17 protein-coding genes are annotated in these 16020 nt (G+C 45.9%); 10 read left to right on the top strand and 7 right to left on the bottom strand.

Annotation, left to right across the window (positions count from 1 at the left end; genetic code table 11):
- The first annotated feature begins 87 nt into the window (after positions 1-87).
- Positions 88-1245, top strand: a complete 1158-nt coding sequence (locus ACDJ58_RS25030) for a Gfo/Idh/MocA family protein (RefSeq protein ID WP_413373541.1) — start codon at positions 88-90, stop codon at positions 1243-1245.
- Positions 1246-1328: 83 nt separating this feature from the next.
- Here the strand turns inward: ACDJ58_RS25030 and ACDJ58_RS25025 are convergent, their stop codons facing one another.
- Positions 1329-2456: a glycoside hydrolase family 88 protein gene (locus ACDJ58_RS25025; protein ID WP_413373539.1), complete on the bottom strand. Its 1128-nt coding sequence runs from the start codon at positions 2454-2456 to the stop codon at positions 1329-1331.
- A gap of 142 nt (positions 2457-2598) precedes the next feature.
- On the opposite strand from ACDJ58_RS25025, the gene ACDJ58_RS25020 reads away from it, so the two are divergent.
- The gene (locus ACDJ58_RS25020; protein ID WP_413373538.1) at positions 2599-3471 is read left to right on the top strand and encodes a helix-turn-helix domain-containing protein; all 873 of its coding nucleotides are present in this window, start codon (positions 2599-2601) and stop codon (positions 3469-3471) included.
- A 164-nt stretch (positions 3472-3635) separates the two neighbouring features.
- Here the strand turns inward: ACDJ58_RS25020 and ACDJ58_RS25015 are convergent, their stop codons facing one another.
- The gene (locus ACDJ58_RS25015; RefSeq protein ID WP_024632671.1) at positions 3636-3956 is read right to left on the bottom strand and encodes a winged helix-turn-helix transcriptional regulator; all 321 of its coding nucleotides are present in this window, start codon (positions 3954-3956) and stop codon (positions 3636-3638) included.
- A gap of 414 nt (positions 3957-4370) precedes the next feature.
- Between ACDJ58_RS25015 and zwf the strand changes: the two genes are divergently transcribed.
- From zwf to yunB, 4 genes are all read left to right on the top strand, one after another.
- Positions 4371-5825, top strand: coding sequence for a glucose-6-phosphate dehydrogenase (gene zwf / locus ACDJ58_RS25010; RefSeq protein ID WP_413373535.1), 1455 nt, complete (start codon positions 4371-4373; stop codon positions 5823-5825).
- 404 nt (positions 5826-6229) lie between these two features.
- Complete coding sequence (gnd, locus tag ACDJ58_RS25005) at positions 6230-7123, top strand: phosphogluconate dehydrogenase (NAD(+)-dependent, decarboxylating) (RefSeq protein WP_063566149.1); 894 nt, start codon at positions 6230-6232, stop codon at positions 7121-7123.
- Positions 7124-7209: 86 nt separating this feature from the next.
- Complete coding sequence (fsa, locus tag ACDJ58_RS25000) at positions 7210-7854, top strand: fructose-6-phosphate aldolase (RefSeq protein ID WP_024632668.1); 645 nt, start codon at positions 7210-7212, stop codon at positions 7852-7854.
- Positions 7855-8060: 206 nt separating this feature from the next.
- The gene (gene yunB, locus ACDJ58_RS24995) at positions 8061-8936 is read left to right on the top strand and encodes a sporulation protein YunB (RefSeq protein WP_413373533.1); all 876 of its coding nucleotides are present in this window, start codon (positions 8061-8063) and stop codon (positions 8934-8936) included.
- A gap of 122 nt (positions 8937-9058) precedes the next feature.
- On the opposite strand, the gene ACDJ58_RS24990 is transcribed toward yunB, so the two are convergent.
- Positions 9059-10129, bottom strand: coding sequence for a M23 family metallopeptidase (locus tag ACDJ58_RS24990; protein ID WP_413373531.1), 1071 nt, complete (start codon positions 10127-10129; stop codon positions 9059-9061).
- Between the two features lie 203 nt (positions 10130-10332).
- On the opposite strand from ACDJ58_RS24990, the gene lipA reads away from it, so the two are divergent.
- Positions 10333-11232, top strand: coding sequence for a lipoyl synthase (gene lipA, locus ACDJ58_RS24985; RefSeq protein WP_413373529.1), 900 nt, complete (start codon positions 10333-10335; stop codon positions 11230-11232).
- Complete coding sequence (locus ACDJ58_RS24980; RefSeq protein WP_413373527.1) at positions 11229-11630, top strand: YutD family protein; 402 nt, start codon at positions 11229-11231, stop codon at positions 11628-11630. The genes lipA and ACDJ58_RS24980 overlap by 4 nt, the downstream gene beginning before the upstream one ends.
- A 28-nt stretch (positions 11631-11658) precedes the next feature.
- On the opposite strand, the gene ACDJ58_RS24975 is transcribed toward ACDJ58_RS24980, so the two are convergent.
- The gene (locus tag ACDJ58_RS24975; RefSeq protein ID WP_024634403.1) at positions 11659-12462 is read right to left on the bottom strand and encodes an NAD kinase; all 804 of its coding nucleotides are present in this window, start codon (positions 12460-12462) and stop codon (positions 11659-11661) included.
- 104 nt (positions 12463-12566) lie between these two features.
- Positions 12567-13820 (bottom strand): sporulation integral membrane protein YlbJ, encoded by a 1254-nt coding sequence (gene ylbJ / locus ACDJ58_RS24970; RefSeq protein WP_413373525.1) that lies wholly within the window; start codon positions 13818-13820, stop codon positions 12567-12569.
- A gap of 562 nt (positions 13821-14382) precedes the next feature.
- Between ylbJ and ACDJ58_RS24965 the strand changes: the two genes are divergently transcribed.
- The gene (locus tag ACDJ58_RS24965; protein ID WP_413373523.1) at positions 14383-14760 is read left to right on the top strand and encodes a globin; all 378 of its coding nucleotides are present in this window, start codon (positions 14383-14385) and stop codon (positions 14758-14760) included.
- 36 nt (positions 14761-14796) lie between these two features.
- Complete coding sequence (locus ACDJ58_RS24960; RefSeq protein WP_413373521.1) at positions 14797-15528, top strand: DUF2225 domain-containing protein; 732 nt, start codon at positions 14797-14799, stop codon at positions 15526-15528.
- 17 nt (positions 15529-15545) lie between these two features.
- Here ACDJ58_RS24960 and ACDJ58_RS24955 read toward each other — a convergent pair whose 3' ends face one another.
- Both ACDJ58_RS24955 and ACDJ58_RS24950 read right to left on the bottom strand, forming a co-directional pair.
- Complete coding sequence (locus ACDJ58_RS24955; RefSeq protein ID WP_063566143.1) at positions 15546-15779, bottom strand: hypothetical protein; 234 nt, start codon at positions 15777-15779, stop codon at positions 15546-15548.
- Positions 15776-15946 carry a YycC family protein gene (locus tag ACDJ58_RS24950; protein WP_064506463.1) on the bottom strand — a complete coding sequence of 57 codons (171 nt, stop codon included), beginning with the start codon at positions 15944-15946 and terminating at the stop codon, positions 15776-15778. Before ACDJ58_RS24950 ends, ACDJ58_RS24955 begins: the two co-directional genes overlap by 4 nt.
- Positions 15947-16020: the final 74 nt, after the last annotated feature.

The raw sequence follows: 16020 nt of genomic DNA, 5'->3' as shown, positions 1-16020 counted from the left end.
CAATATAGTTTCATTTTATCACAAGATGAACGCATAAAAGCGCTTTATTATTGTGTATTGTGAAGGGAATAAGGGAGGTATGCATTCATGTTGAAAGTAGCCATTATTGGAGCAGGCGCGATCAGTGCAGCGCACATTACAGCGTATTTGGCATTTCCAGAACGATGCCAGATCGTAGCTGTGGTGGATATGTATACGGAAAAAGCAGAAAAGCGAATTAACGATTATGGATTGAAAGGTGCGCAAGCTGTTACCGATTATCATGAATTGCTGGATCAAAACATTGATTTGGTTTCCGTCTGTACCCCTCCGTATACACATGCACCGATCACATGTGATTTTCTGCATGCAGGAACACATGTGTTGGTCGAAAAACCGATGGCTTCTTCTTTACAAGAGGCGGATATGATGCTGGAAGCGGCGCAAGAGAGTGGTAAGTTGCTTTCGGTTGTGGCGCAGAATCGTTTTACGACACCGATGATGAAATTGAAAGATGTGCTGGATAGCAAACTTATGGGTCCCATTGTCCACGTTCAGGTCGATTCGTTTTGGTGGCGGGGCTATAATTATTATGATCTGTGGTGGCGTGGTACATGGGAAAAGGAAGGCGGAGGCTGTACTCTTAATCATGCGGTACATCATATTGATGCGATGCTTTGGATGATGGGTCCTCCGATGGAATTGCAGGCCATGATGGCGAATACGGCGCATGATAATGCCGAAGTGGAGGATATTTCCATGGCAATGCTTCGTTTTCAAGAAGGAGCACTTGGTATGATCACCAGTTCCGTGGTACACCACGGAGAGGAGCAGCAGTTGATTTTTCAAGGTAAAGGGGCCAGGGTATCTGCGCCTTGGAAGGTCGTTGCTTCTACGGCACGAACTAATGGATTCCCAGAACCCAATCCAGATCTGGAACAACAGATTCAGAAACTTATTGACGACTTACCGGATGTTATTCATGTGCGTCACGCAGGGCAAGTGGAGAATGTGCTAAACGCCATTGAGACAGGATCACCCCTTCTGGTGGATGGGAAGAGTGGACGGAATACACTGGAACTCATTGTAGGTATTTATAAATCGGCCAGTACGGGGGAGAAGGTTACTTTTCCACTAGAGGCGGAGGATGCTTTCTATACAAGGGAAGGGATTATGCAAAATGCGGTGCATTTTTATGAGAAAAAGACAGAGGTAGAGAACTTCGAGGATGTGGATATTACGTTAGGGAGAAAGTTGGAGTCTTAGTTATATAACAAAAAAAGAGGCCAGTCCCACAGATATTGTGAGGTCTGGCTTCTTTTTATTGGAATCATATTTACAAAACAAAATCAATACACCCGATGTTTCCATCCATTTAATTTCGCGATGGCCTCCAGATAATAATAATCTCCATAGATCAGGGAGACATCGATGAAGGAATTGCCACTGCCTGTGGCATGCAGCAAAATCGATTCATGCTCTGGCTGATCCCAGACCGCATAGTTCTCTGTTAAGGAACGCAGGATTCGTTCGGCTGCATCGGCATAGAGGCGTTTTTCACTTTCCGGAACGGCGGCGGCCAGCTCCAGCAGGCCGGATGCGGCGATTGCTGCTGCAGAGCTATCTCGGGACTGACCCTCCAAAGTCGGAAGTCTGAAATCCCAGTAAGGTACATGATCCTCTGGCAGCGCAGCAATAAAGTAATGGGCGATTCGTTTCGCTGTGTTCAGGAAACGTTCATCCTGGGTATAACGATACGTATTGGCAAACCCATATAATCCCCATGAGGTACCACGACTCCATGAGGATTCAGGAGCATATCCCTGTCCGCCAAAACATTCAATATAACGACCATCCTCCGGGTCAAAGGAAAGGATATGTTTGGTTGATCCGTCTTCACGAACACCATGCTGCATGGTCGTCTCGGCATGGCTAATGGCAATATGTTTGTAGCGTGGATCTCCCGTCACTTCTGAAGCCCAGAACAACAAAGAGATATTCAGCATGCAATCAATGATGGCCCAGCCATATTTGTCTTCATTCCATGCACGAATGAATTTGCCTACCGGATTATAGCGCCCTGCAAGGAAATTGGCTGCCTCCAGACCACGTCTGAGAGCATCCTCATCACCTGTGATTTTATGTTTAATTACAGCAGTAGAGAGAAACTGGAAGCCAACATCGTGATGAAGCTCTCCTGTTGGTCTTATAAACCATTGCTCCAAAGTTTCATCCCACGACCATGCCGCATCCCGGTAGCTTTCCTCTCCTGTCATATCGTACATAATCCACAGCATACCCGGCCAGAAACCTGAAACCCACCAATCGGTGTTGATGTTATCATACTTGCCATCATCGCCTGCAAAATGAGGGCATTTATCCCCAATGTTTTTTTTCATCTCTGGGAATTTGTTTTCCAGCTTCTGCATGACTTCCTGCCAATATGTCGTAGTTACAGCGGGTTCTGCCTTGGCCATGAGATAACCTCCTTAGGTTTAATTAGAAAGTAAAGATAACGCTTTCCTATAAGGAGATTATATCTTTTTAAAAATCTTAAAAGTTGTGTTAGGATATGAAGAAATGTTGCTCTGTTGTCATTGTGAAGAAGGGGGAACGAGAATGTTTGAGCGTGTGGACTTTGAAGGAAATACTTTGGTGTGGGATTATCAAATTAAATCGCTGAACGACTTCAAAGGATATTATCATTGGCATCAATGCGGGGAAATCCTCTATGTCCATGAAGGGCAAGGCATTGTGGTTTTAAATAATCATACTTATCCCATTCGTAAAGGCATGCTCTTCTTTTTTCAGCCATATCAGCTGCATCACGTTTATGCCGAGGTTCATCCAGATACTCCGTATGAAAGGAATATTTTCTATGTAGAGCACATTGTAATGGAACGATATTTGGAAGCGTTCCCGCATCGCCGTGCTTTATTTTCGAGGTTATGGAAAGGACGCAATCAACCGCAGGTTTTTGATCTGAGTTCATCTATGGATCAGCTGGATTGGGTATATAAAAGTTATCATCAGTCACGCAGTCGGATTGGGGGAGAGTGGGAGGAATCGGTGCTGTTTTTACTTCAGCTTTTGAATGTTTTGTATCAACAAAGTGATGGGAAACATGCGGGGCAAACGCACTTGGTCGAATCACGTCAATTAAGACATGCGGAGAAGATAATGCATTGGATTGAAGAGCACTATATAGCCGAAATCAGACTGGATCATATGGCGGACGATATCCACTTATCCAAGTCATATGCTTCCCGTATCTTTCAGCAAGAAACAGGAAGCAGTATTACGGACTACGTCACAGCCCGAAGACTCAAGCAGGCTTATCTTCTGCTGGAAACGACAACTCTGTCCGTTGAGGAGGTTGGTAGGCGGGCGGGATTTCCCAATGGATCTTATTTTATTCAATTATTTCGCAAATCGGCGGGAACCACTCCGCTACAGTATCGGCAGCATTTTGAACGCAGCAGCAGACATTAAATCACATGAGAGTTACTGCTGATGTTATTAAAAGTAGCGTCAGTACATTATCGTGGTGAAATTTAAAGTGTTATTTTTAATTCTCAATGTGTCGGAAGTTAAATTAAAAATGAAGTTTCTCCTCTAAAATAGAATGGGTTCCTATACTTTCCTCAAAAGTAGTGCTACAGCCACTTATCGGCCCATCGTTCTACGGCGCTTAATGCGCGCCCCAGCTCTGTGCCTTTGCGGGACAACATATATTCTGTCCGAACAGGGCGTTCCGTAACCACATGACGCACAACAAGTCCCTCTTCCTCCAGTTCCTTCATCCGTTCATTAAGTACCCGTTTGCTCAGGTCCGGGATATAAGCGTGAATTTCACTGAATCGTTTGGGTTCTTCCATCAATGTATGAATAATGAGGGCTACCCATTTCCGGCCAATGATCTGATAAGACTGTTCCACCTTTTCGCATATTTGCTTGGCATTCTCATCATCGCTCATAATAGTACTCCTTTGATTTAGTTATGCTTATTATAGCATTAGTATACTTATTGTAACCTGAGTGTCCACAAGCCCTATGTGTAAAATGTCACATACCAATTGTTCTTAATGTTACCACATAAAGCGTTAACATTAAATAAAAACCCTATAAACACTGGTGTTCACAGGTTAGACACGATTGTTGACGAATTGTGACGACAGGTGTAATATGGGTAACGTCAATTCAATTGGTTACAATTTATAACCTTGATTAAGGTTGTGGAGAGAAGGAATGTTCCATGTTTAATTCAGGTCAGATACACAAGCGGAGGTAAGGCGGGGAACTCCCCCACTAATTCCGTCTTTTGTCATGCTTGGATTTGAACATTTTGCATCATCATATACTATACTGCACAGATCACAGGAGGCACTCCAATGGACGCAATGACATTTGTCCTCTTCGGGGCAACAGGCGATTTAGCCAAACGTAAGATTTACCCTGCATTATATAATTTGTACATTGATTCGAAAATGCCGAAATCCTTCTCCGTTATCGGTCTTGGACGGCGTGAATTGTCGGATGCTGACTTCCAGGCGAATGTTGAAAAGTCACTGCACACCTTCTCCCGTCAAACACCGGAAGAAGAAGCTCAGGTTCGCGACTTCATTGGAGCTTTCCGTTATTGTTCTTTAAATAATACGAAGCTTGAAGATTACACCAAATTGCTGGAACTGGTTCAGAAACGTGAACAAGAGCTCAATATTCCCGAAAATCGCATGTTCTACATGTCGGTTGCACCGGAATTCTTTGAGCCAATCGCACTGAACATTCAAGAAAGCGGCTTGGGTAACACCAAAGGCTGGAAGAAACTCATCATCGAAAAACCATTTGGACACGATCTGCAATCTGCTCGTGATCTGAACGAAAAATTGAGCAATACCTTTGCAGAAGAAGAAATTTACCGTATTGACCATTTCCTTGGTAAACCGATGGTTCAAAATATTGAAACCCTCACTTACGCGAATCCGGTCATTCAGGCTTTGTGGTCAAACCGTTACATTGCCAATGTACAGATTACAGCAAGTGAAACGGTTGGCGTTGAAGAACGTGCCGCGTATTATGACCAAAGCGGTGCCCTTCGTGACATGTTCCAAAATCATATGCTTCAATTGCTGATGATGATTGGTTTGCATTTGCCAAAACGCTGCACACCAGAAGAAATTCAATTCAAAAAGCAGAAGATCGCTGAAGCTCTTCGTCCATTGACGAAAGAGAATATCGCTTCCGAAGTCGTTCGTGCCCAATATGAAGCAGGCGAACTGCAAGGTACTTCTGTTGTTGGATATCTGGACGAGCCTGACATTCCAGCTGGTTCTCAGAATGAAACATATGTTGCCGCGAGACTGTGGATCGATGATCCATTCTGGAGTGAAGTTCCATTTTACATTCGTACAGGCAAACGCCTGGCTGAGAAATCGACTAGAATTGTTGTTGAATTCAAGGCTCCACTGAAAACAGGTCATGAATCCGAAAATACAACAGAGCCTAACCTGCTGACGATTGAAATTGGTCCGAAAGAAAGCATCTCGCTTCAATTAAATGCGAAAAACCCACTTAACCAAGGCGAAGTGGAACCGATGCATATGAGCTTCAACTCAGGTGAACGCAACATTCCGGAAGCTTATGAAAACCTGATCTTTGACGCGATGCGTGGAGATTCTACATTCTTTGCTCACTGGAACGAAGTTGAACTGGCTTGGCAATGGGTACAGCCGATCTTGGAAGCATTCCAGGAGGGCAGTGTGCCGCTTGATACGTACAGCGCAGGTTCGCAAGGACCTAAGTCAACAGATCGTCTGATTGCAGAGAACGGCTACCGTTGGTGGTAAGTCTAATGTAAGAGCAGCATCAGAGAAGAGAACGCAGCATCAGAGAAGAGAACACTACAATCTGTTCTGCTCTACAAAATTTTTATGAAGTACACCGTTCCAATTTTGCATAAGCCCTTCCGGTAATCCCGGAAGGCCGCGAAAATTTTTGATATAGATTAGCGGCTCAATTTAATTAATTTTTGTGTTCGCACCGTAGTGAAGGAGACGGAATCGATTCTGAAGAAGCGAAGCGTTCGCCTTTGTATCCAAATTTCAACTATGAGAGAAATAATTCAAGAAAATTTGGATACAACAGCGATCGGAAGAACGATCCGTCACCGGAACGGTTGTTGCGAAATGCAATTAATTAAATGTGAAACGCAGATAAAATTAGAAATGTTCATAACAGGAGGAACTTAGCAATGAAACTTGGACTTATTGGATTAGGTAAAATGGGATTGAACCTGGGTAGAAACCTGATTGACCACAAACATGAAGTGGTTGCTTTTGACCTTAACGCTGAAGCTGTAAATGAAATGAAAGAATACGGCGCAGCAGGCGTATCTTCTTATGCAGAAATGGTCGCTTCTCTTGAATCCCCACGTGTATTGTGGATCATGGTTCCTCACAACGTGGTTGACGCTGTATTGGCTGAAGTAAGCCCACTGTTGTCCAAAGGCGACATTATCATTGAAGCGGGTAACTCGCACTACAAAGAGTCCATCCGTCGTTACGAAGAAATGAAACCTAAAGGCATTCACTATATGGATGCTGGTACATCCGGCGGTATGGAAGGCGCACGTAATGGCGCATGTTACATGATCGGTGGCGATCCTGAAGCTTGGGCTGTAGTTGAGCCTGCATTCAAGGATACTTCCGTTGAAAATGGTTACCTGTATGCAGGTAAAGCGGGTAGCGGTCACTTCCTGAAAATGGTTCACAACGGTATCGAGTATGGTATGATGGCTTCCATCGGTGAAGGCTTCGACGTATTGGAGAAAAGCGGCTTCGATTTCGACTTCGAACAAGTTGCTCGTGTATGGAACAATGGTTCCGTTATCCGTTCTTGGTTGATGGAATTGACAGAGCGTGCATTCTCCAAAGACGCTAACCTGGATGAAATCAAAGGGGTTATGCATTCTTCCGGTGAAGGACGTTGGACGGTTGAAACAGCATTTGACCTGCAAACTGCTACGCCAGTTATCGCGTTGTCCCTGTTGATGCGTTACCGCTCCCTGGAAACAGACACGTTCACAGGTAAAGTTGTTGCAGCATTGCGTAATGAATTTGGCGGTCACGCTGTAGAAAAAAATTAATTCATATATAACTGTTAACATATACGGATAATTGGGTAATGATGAGTATAGTTGTTTATAAATTCATCAAGTGGAGGGAACATATCATGAAATTTTTCTTAGATACAGGTAATGTTGAAGAAATCAAACGGATCGAACGTCTTGGTCTGGTGGATGGAGTCACGACCAACCCGTCTTTGATTGCCAAAGAAGGTCGCGTATTTAAAGAAGTGATTCAGGAGATCTGTGGCGTTGTTAAAGGCCCGGTCAGTGCTGAAGTGATCGGACTTAAAGCCGAGGATATGTTGAAGGAAGCTTATGAAATTGCAGAATGGGCACCGAATGTAGTGATTAAACTACCGATGACCGAAGATGGACTCTATGCTTGTCATGAACTGACCCAAAAAGGAATTAAAACTAATGTAACGCTGATCTTCTCTGCAGCACAGGGTCTGATGGCGGCAAAAGCTGGAGCAACATACATCAGTCCATTTGTTGGCCGTCTGGATGATATTGCGGTGGATGGCATGAAGCTGATTCGCGATCTGCGTCTCATTCTGGATACGTATGATTTGCCTTCCGAAATTATTGCAGCAAGCATCCGTAATATCAAACATGTCGAGGATGCAGCTCTTTCTGGTGCGCATATCGCGACCATTCCGGGTTCGCTCCTGCCAACATTGTGGAAACACCCGCTGACAGACAGCGGCATTGAGCGTTTCTTGAAAGATTGGGAGTCCGTTCCGAAATAATAAAATGTGGACAGGGATCTGATTCCTCAGAGCCATATTCCATTAAAAAGCCTTCCGTCTTGCAGACAAAATCTGCTGGCGGAAGGCTTTTTTTGTTGTAAGTGATGATATCCACGTACGAGCAGGTGCTGTCCTTCTTTTTCGGGACAACAGTGCATAAGGATAGTATATAGCCTATAGCTCATCCCGCAGGGGAGGGACGCCCGATGATGAGAAGACGATGGCGAAGTCGAAGACGCCGCAAGCCGCCAAGTGGAAGGCGCAAAATGTGGTTGATTATTTTATTGGTAACAGCGTTTTGTTTGATGCAGGGTTTTGCCTATGTGGATAAGAAAATGAAACCACCCATCATGCATCTGGCTAAAATCAGAGTAAAGCAGATTGCAACGGAAGCGATCAACAAGGCGATTACAGCGCAGGTTTCCGAAGGCAAATCCACCGAAGGATTGATTGATTGGAAAACCGATACGGCTGGGAAAGTGTCCGGATTCATGCTGAATTACGATGAGCATATGCGAATCACCGCGAGTACGATGAACATCGTGCAATCCACTTTGCAGAACGTGCATATGTTAAAAGAAAAAATTCCGCTGGGGCAGGCGTTGGGCAGTCCGGTACTGGCATCCTTTGGTCCAAGTATACCGGTTCGTATTGAGCCTCAGGGAGCCGTCAAGGTGGATCTGAACACCCGTCAGCAGAATGCCGGTATAAACATGATTCTGGTGGAAGTGTACATTCACATCATTGCCGAAGTTGCGGTAGTGGTGCCCTTTGACATGGAACCCGAGACCGTCGATACGGAAATTCCGATATCTTACCTGTTGGTGGTCGGGGATGTGCCGATGTACTACTACGATAATCAGGGCAAACCGGTAGGCACCAACGGCAGCAATGCACCCGCGATTGCACTGCCATCGGGTCAGACGGGTGTTTCGAGTGGTCATGGAGGAACGCCTAATTCAACCTCTCCCAACCAGCAGCAGGCTCCAGCAAACGGTCTGAACAGAAATGGACTGGAGGTTGAGCCGGATTTGTCTGATCTCAATGAGGGATTGCAGCTTGACGTGGATGTGAACCACTAATGAGTCAAAGGCAAATATCGAATAAAAAAACGGGGCCCCTATGATAGAGGTCCCGCTTTGCATTAAAAATCATCTCAAACTAAATAGATACTTATTATCCTTTATTCCAACTTCATTTTGACTCATTTACTTTTGGCCTTCTTCTGTTTGCGTTCTTCCTGCTCCCAATGCTTCAGATTCGGGTAAGGGTCGAACGACCATTCATTCAGACCACTGTCACGATAGATGCCATAGTGGAGATGAGGAGGAAACTTGCCTTGTGTACCTGGTTTTCCATAGCCTGAACTGCCCACCCAGCCCAAAACCTGACCAGGGGTAACCACTTCGCCGATATGGGCGTTTTTGTCGAAGCCGGATAGATGAGCGTAATAGTGGTAATGGTTGTTCAGATCACGAATACCGATACGCCAGCCGCCAAACGGATTCCAGCCTTTGATTTCCACGACACCGTAACAGGTACTGCGCACAGGCAGGCCATGCGGTGCAAAAATATCTGTGCCTTCATGAATACGGTACCCGCCCCAACTGCGTTTAGTTCCCCAGGTGCTGCGATATGAATAGTTGGTTCCGAGAGGGACGGGAAAGGCGTGACCAAAGAGATCGAGGCTGTCAAAATGCTCATATAATTTCGCGAATTGCTGAATGCGTTGCACAGCCCGGGAGTTATGATAATATTCCCACAGAGCGATGTTGAAGTCCTCCGGCTTGTTCCCATAATTCTGAACAATGGAAGCCATGCTGTAAAGTACGTCCAGGTCATTATTAGCATCTGCTACACCATCACCAGAACCGTCACGACCATACCCATTGAAAAAGACAATGGAACCCGGTTGTTGATCCGTCTCATCCGGATTTAGCCAGCCTCTCCAGGCAGGGGAGGTCATGAATATGCCGGTCAGCCGTTCCGGATGTTTACGATCTTTCGGATGTGCACGCGAGATGGTTCGTTCATATTGATCAATCGCTGCGAGCCTGTACCAGGGAATTTGGGTCATCTGACCAATGCTTTCATATAGATGTCGGCGTGAAGCGAAAATGTCCGCTGGTTTTTGCTCTACAGCTTGAGGTTTGGAATCAGCGGCGGTGGGTTCACCGTAAACATCAACAGGCAAGAATGGGAGAAGCAGTGTGCCTGCAAGCAATGTTTTGATCCAAAAGGAATAAGTTAACCGCGATGTAAAGCGATCTTGCACAGGGAAGCAGCCCCCTTTCCAATGAGATGATGCATATGGTGCCCGGTGAACCAAGCTATAACCTAGCGTTCTTCAAAAGTCTTCATTTTATCCATGTAAGACATGAATGCACAAGATGTGACAAATGGGGGTTTTTCCAGCGCTTTCATGGTATAATATGTTCCGAGCAACAGCCTAACTTCAGTAGAAAGAAGGTTTATGCATTGGCTAAACGTGTTAAAGAACCGAAACCGGACTGGATTCGGATCAAATTGACAACCGGCGATAACTATCAGGAAATGAAAACGATGATGCGTTCCAAAACGCTGCATACAGTATGTGAGGAAGCACGGTGCCCGAATATTTATGAATGTTGGGCCAATCGGACGGCTACTTTTATGATTTTGGGCGACATTTGCACACGGGCATGCCGTTTTTGCGCGGTGAATACCGGCTTGCCAACGGAACTTGATTTGCAGGAACCAGAACGTGTGGCAGAAGCAGCAGAACAGATGAATCTGCAACACTGCGTAATTACAAGCGTGGCGCGTGATGACCTGAAGGATGGAGGAGCGACGATCTTTGCGGAGACGGTCAAGGCCGTTCGTCGTCGTTTGCCTTTATGTAGCGTAGAAGTGCTGATTCCGGACTTTTTGGGTGACCGGGATTCCTTGCAGATTGTGATGGATGCCAAACCGGATATCTTGAATCATAACATCGAGACCGTTGAGCGGTTATCGGACAAAGTCCGTGCCAAGGCGAAATACAAGCGTTCACTCGAACTGCTTGCTCGTGCCAAGGAAATGCAGCCAAATATCCCAACGAAATCGAGCATCATGCTTGGTGTAGGTGAGGAATATCAGGAAATTTTGCAAACAATGGATGATCTGCGCGCTGTGGATTGTGATATTATGACGATTGGTCAATACTTGCAGCCATCAGAGAAACATCTGTTTGTGGAGAAGTATTATCCGCCAGAAGAGTTCGCATCATTGAAGCAGGAAGGACTGAAGCGTGGATTCAGCCACGTCGAATCCGGACCTATGGTCCGCAGCTCCTACCATGCCCATGAACAAGTGAAATCTGCTGCGAAAAATACTGAAAAGGCGGCATCTCACGCATGATGGAGGAGACAGGTTTGGAAGAAGAAAAAAGTTCAGAACAGATTCAGGAATCGGTTCAGGAGCCTGTCCAGGACGAACCCAAAGAACCGGTTATTGTTCAAATCGGCGGAAAGAATTATGAAATCGTGCAGAACCACAAAGAAGGCTGGAATCCTGAAGTCTTCCGCGATCGTTACAGCGAAGTGCTGGAGCGGTACGATTACATTATTGGGGACTGGGGTTACAGCCAGCTGCGGTTGAAAGGTTTTTACCGGGACAACCATCCCAAAGCAACGAAGGATTCCACGATCTCCAGCATGGTGGATTATATCAATGAATATTGCAATTTTGGCTGTGCGTACTTTGTGCTTCAGAAGAGCAAAGATCAGCCTCAAGCCAAAGCAAAAAGCGGTTCCTGAGAAGGACCGCTTTTTTTGTTGCGTGTATTTAGTCCAAAAAAGCTGTGCGAACCCTGTTCCAAAACGGATAGGGCCGGAAACGGGCAAAGCTGACCTTGTGACGGGCCACCTGGCAGCGTACGGATATGAGATCTTCCACCATAACGTTTACGTGGTCAATGGTAAGCAATAACCGCTGATCCTTGCGTGAGAAGATATCACAGTGATGGTGCTTGGGCAAAATAACCGGTGAACCCAGCGTCCGATAGACGCGGTTATTGATTGAAGCAATCTCGGCGATCTGAATAGCCTCGATTGTGGGATGCACCATGGCGCCGCCAAGCGCCTTGTTGTATGCCGTACTGCCTGAAGGTGTCGATACACAGATACCGTCTCCCCGGAACATCTCAAACGTCACGTCATTAATGTCGACCTGAGCAACGACCGTACCGTCTACACCTTTTAACGTAAATTCGTTCAGTGCGATATAAGAGGTATTGCCCGACTTTTTACGAATCTCAAGCTCCAGCAGCGGATACTCCACAATCCGGGGTTTGAGTCGTTCCGGGTCTCCTTTGCCGCTCATCAATCTAACCAGTTCCCGTAATTCTTCCTTCTTCCAATCGGCATAAAAGCCGAGATGGCCTGTATGAACCCCAACAAAAGCAATGTCCGGGATGCGGTCGATGAAATTGTGAAATGCTTGCAGCATCGTACCATCGCCTCCGATGGAGATGACAATCTCCGGCGATTCTGCATCCAGCTTAAACCCTTCCTCTTTTGCCAGCGCATGAAACTGCTGACTGAGATCAATCGATAACTGGTCTCCGCGGTCTTGAACATAGTATCTCAAGATGAAAGCTCCTTTGTGGTCATTATACTACCGATGATAATCAATTCCAGGGAAGAACACAATGTTGGATTGATATTCAGTTGAATATGAACGCACAGGATGGCTTATTTTTTCATACGTCGAGGTAAGAAAAAGGGACTTACTAGAGAAAGCATGAGCAGTAAAAGTAATACGCCTCCAAGTACACCTACTCCCGAAAACAGGATCTGTCCCCAGTCTGGTGTATACGAAAATAATTCTGGCTTGGCACCCGTTTGGAACAAAACAGGCCATTCCGAATCACCCATCATCGGCAGCCATAACAAAAGTACAAGTATGGGTGCAATGAGAGCGTGGATTACTCTGGCAAACAGAAAGGGGCCGTACCTCATCGGTGTGTTGCTCAGGACACTCATAATCTGGGCATGAACGGATAATCCTCCCCAAGAGAGGACGAAGGCAGCAGCAGCAGCTTTGTACACGAGCGGAATGGAAATGCCTGCCCCTCCTGCTTCCTTGGCTCCCAAAGTGACTTCGAATAATCCACCTACGAGACTGTGGGATAAGGCAGGGGGGAATCCTGTATATAGAAGCAGTTGTTCCGTAATGGCATATAATCCACCTAGCCATCCGGTTTGAACGAGTAATTCCATCATAACGGAGAAGAATACAACTAACCCGCCTACGATAATAATAAGGCGAAGGGATGAGGAGACTGCCTGGCGCAGCAATTCACCAAATGCCCGTCCGTCAGCCTTTCTTGCCTCGTGCATTGCATAAATGGCTCGAAGCAGTCTGTTTCTGTGTACCTCTTCAGATGCGGAGGGAGAGTCGATGATCGACTGTTTATCCTTTACGGAGACTCCGCCATGGAACCGCATGAGCAGGCCCACAAGAAATGCAGCACCATAATGTGATGTGACCAGTACGGGAGCGATAGCTACATTATGAAAAAAACCGACCGATACGGCTCCAATCATGAAGATGGGATCGGATGATGTGGTGAAAGCAACGAGGCGTTCACCTTCTTCCCGAGTAACTAATTTTTGTTCCCACAATTGTGCAGTCAATTTGGCTCCAGTGGGATAACCGGAAGCGCAACTGACAGCAAACACAAAGCCGCCGCTTCCGGGAACGCGAAATAGCGGACGCATCAATGGATTTAAGAGGGTACCCAAAAAATGAACAATGCCGAAGCCAAGAAGCAGCTCGGATAGTACCAGAAAGGGAAAAAGGGAGGGGAAAAGCACGTCCCACCAAATGGATAGTCCACGTACGCCTGCATGCCAGGTTTCCGCAGGAAACAGCACCATCAATACACACAGGATCAGGAGAGCTAATGGGATCAGGACATGGGTGATTCGTTGTGAAGCGGCCATGAATTCTTCTCCTTTATTTTTGGAATGGTCAGTGTGCAGCAGATCGCTGGTGCTTTTGCCATCAATATATGAGACAAAGCGGACAAACAGTACAAATTAATGTTTAGAAAGCGCTTGCAAAAGTGGCTGTGTTTTTAAGAGATGTATGCTAAAATGATAAAAACGCCTGAACGTCACCTAATTACCTAGAAGGTGGAATTAAATCGGATGGAGTGATGATTATGAGTCTTGTCACCGGAATCCTGGTTTGTGCTTTTGTTTATGTTATACGTGCCTCGCTTGTGCGCTCTGAAGAAGAGGACTGGCGAAGTTATTAATGAAATATCTGGTGCGCCAAACCTCATGTTTGGCGCTTTTTTTGTGTCTTCTGTATGAGATAGACCTGTATGAGACATGGCTATGTGGGACCATAACCCTTTCATGTTATATAGGACTTTTGGGATTTTTTTGATAGAATGAAGATTAAGGCGTTCGTGGCCTTGTTCTTCTATCTCCTTTCATAATTAAGCATGGGAGTGTAATATATGTCAAAATTCGACACCTGAAAGGAGGGGAAAGCGGAATGAATCCTAGTTTGAGTATCTATGACAATCTTGGTGGAGAGGCAGGCGTTCGCGCACTGGTCGAAGCTTTTTATCCGATTGTTCAGCAGAATGAGAAGCTGGCATCTCTTTTTCCGGAGAATATTCAGCCGGTAATCGACAAGCAATACATGTTTTTGTCTCAATTCTTCGGTGGTCCTGCATTGTTTTCCGAGGCTTTTGGTCATCCGATGATGCGTGCCCGCCATATGCACTTTGAAGTGACGGTTGAACGGGCAGAAGCCTGGCTTGCATGTATGGATCAGGCGTTGACACAGGTCGGTGTGGAAGAGCCTTTGCATTCTTTTGTCCTGCAGCGATTGTCGGGGCCAGCACATCATTTTGTGAATACACCTTAGTTCCGATTACAAGCTTGTGGGAGAGGGATGGAATGAGTGGAATTAGAGCCTCTGTATAAGGTAAAGGTGAAGTGTCATTATTGCGAGACTGAGTATGATACCTCACGCGTAAGACCAAGCTTAAAACGGCCATATCGGACGGATTCCGATTTTTGCGCGTATTACAAGCGGGAAAATCCAGATTTCTATGTTGTTCGAATCTGTCCGAAGTGTGGATTCGCTTCGACAGAGAATTCGACGGAACAATTGAACGATAAACAGCGCAAGGCTTTCAAAGAGCAGATCGGCAATCGTTGGGTGAAACGAGACTATAGCGGAGCACGGACACTGGAACAGGCGATGGATTCATACAAGCTTGGATTGCTGTGTGCGCAGGTTATTCAGGAGAAAGATCGTGTCGTTGCCGGTCTGCTGCATCATATTGCCTGGCTGTATCGATACATGGAGGATCATACCCAGGAAAACCGTTTTCTTGAATTTAGCCTTGAGGCTTATGTAAAGGTTTATGAACGGGAAGGTACTGGCGGGAATGAAGCCAAGCTGTTGTATCTGCTGGGAGAGTTGAACCGCAGGGTAGGTCGATTCCATGAGGCTGTAAAATGGTTCGGCAGGGTCATTCATGACAAGCGCATTACCGATGCTGCCATGATTCGTGCTTCGCGGGAGCAGTGGGCATTGCTGCGGGAACAGATGATTTCGGGCAAGCTGGAATTGCCAGATGAAATGATTGAAGCAGACAAAGAGGCTGCGAAACGCAGCCCCATTTGATAAGTGACAGTTGTTCTCTAATTGCGGACAGGACGACTGGATAGCAGGTAATCACTATCGTTGTCGATCACAGTCATGCTGGCATTACAACAAGGAAAGACCAGTAATTTCTTTTTGCCTTCGCGAATGCGTACAAGCTCCTTCGGTTTGAGTGGCAGCAGTACATTGTTTGCATGGCAGTACGGACATTGCTGTACATAAATGTCCCCCATTACAATATCGTAAGGCCAGCTGTTCTCAAAGGGGATCATTCTTGCTCGCCTTCCGTAGAGGCAGGTTTAGCCGCTTCTTCTTTGGCCAACTCGGCGATTTTCTGCATCAGAATATGCTGCGGCATATGCATCAGATGTTCGAGAGGAACACCCAGAGATTCTGCTAATTTGACGGCTGTGTCAGCCGAGACTTGTAAAGGTTTCATACGATTACCTCCTGAAAATAGCTTAAACTATTTCTCTAGTATAGAGATATAGCGCTTATAAAACCAGTTCTAAT

This window comes from Paenibacillus taichungensis, assembly GCF_047302525.1.
In the GTDB taxonomy this organism is placed as follows: domain Bacteria; phylum Bacillota; class Bacilli; order Paenibacillales; family Paenibacillaceae; genus Paenibacillus; species Paenibacillus taichungensis_B.
This window is presented reverse-complemented; position numbering and strand designations above follow the sequence as displayed.

Bases quoted from the DNA above. Each gene is read 5' to 3' on its own strand.
- ACDJ58_RS25030 (WP_413373541.1), top strand. From the start codon at position 88: ATGTTGAAAGTAGCCATTATTGGAGCAGGCGCGATCAGTGCAGCGCAC.
- ACDJ58_RS25025 (WP_413373539.1), bottom strand. From the start codon at position 2,456: ATGGCCAAGGCAGAACCCGCTGTAACTACGACATATTGGCAGGAAGTC.
- ACDJ58_RS25020 (WP_413373538.1), top strand. From the start codon at position 2,599: ATGTTTGAGCGTGTGGACTTTGAAGGAAATACTTTGGTGTGGGATTAT.
- ACDJ58_RS25015 (WP_024632671.1), bottom strand. From the start codon at position 3,956: ATGAGCGATGATGAGAATGCCAAGCAAATATGCGAAAAGGTGGAACAG.
- zwf (WP_413373535.1), top strand. From the start codon at position 4,371: ATGGACGCAATGACATTTGTCCTCTTCGGGGCAACAGGCGATTTAGCC.
- gnd (WP_063566149.1), top strand. From the start codon at position 6,230: ATGAAACTTGGACTTATTGGATTAGGTAAAATGGGATTGAACCTGGGT.
- fsa (WP_024632668.1), top strand. From the start codon at position 7,210: ATGAAATTTTTCTTAGATACAGGTAATGTTGAAGAAATCAAACGGATC.
- yunB (WP_413373533.1), top strand. From the start codon at position 8,061: ATGATGAGAAGACGATGGCGAAGTCGAAGACGCCGCAAGCCGCCAAGT.
- ACDJ58_RS24980 (WP_413373527.1), top strand. From the start codon at position 11,229: ATGATGGAGGAGACAGGTTTGGAAGAAGAAAAAAGTTCAGAACAGATT.
- ylbJ (WP_413373525.1), bottom strand. From the start codon at position 13,820: ATGGCCGCTTCACAACGAATCACCCATGTCCTGATCCCATTAGCTCTC.
- ACDJ58_RS24965 (WP_413373523.1), top strand. From the start codon at position 14,383: ATGAATCCTAGTTTGAGTATCTATGACAATCTTGGTGGAGAGGCAGGC.
- ACDJ58_RS24955 (WP_063566143.1), bottom strand. From the start codon at position 15,779: ATGATCCCCTTTGAGAACAGCTGGCCTTACGATATTGTAATGGGGGAC.
- ACDJ58_RS24950 (WP_064506463.1), bottom strand. From the start codon at position 15,946: ATGAAACCTTTACAAGTCTCGGCTGACACAGCCGTCAAATTAGCAGAA.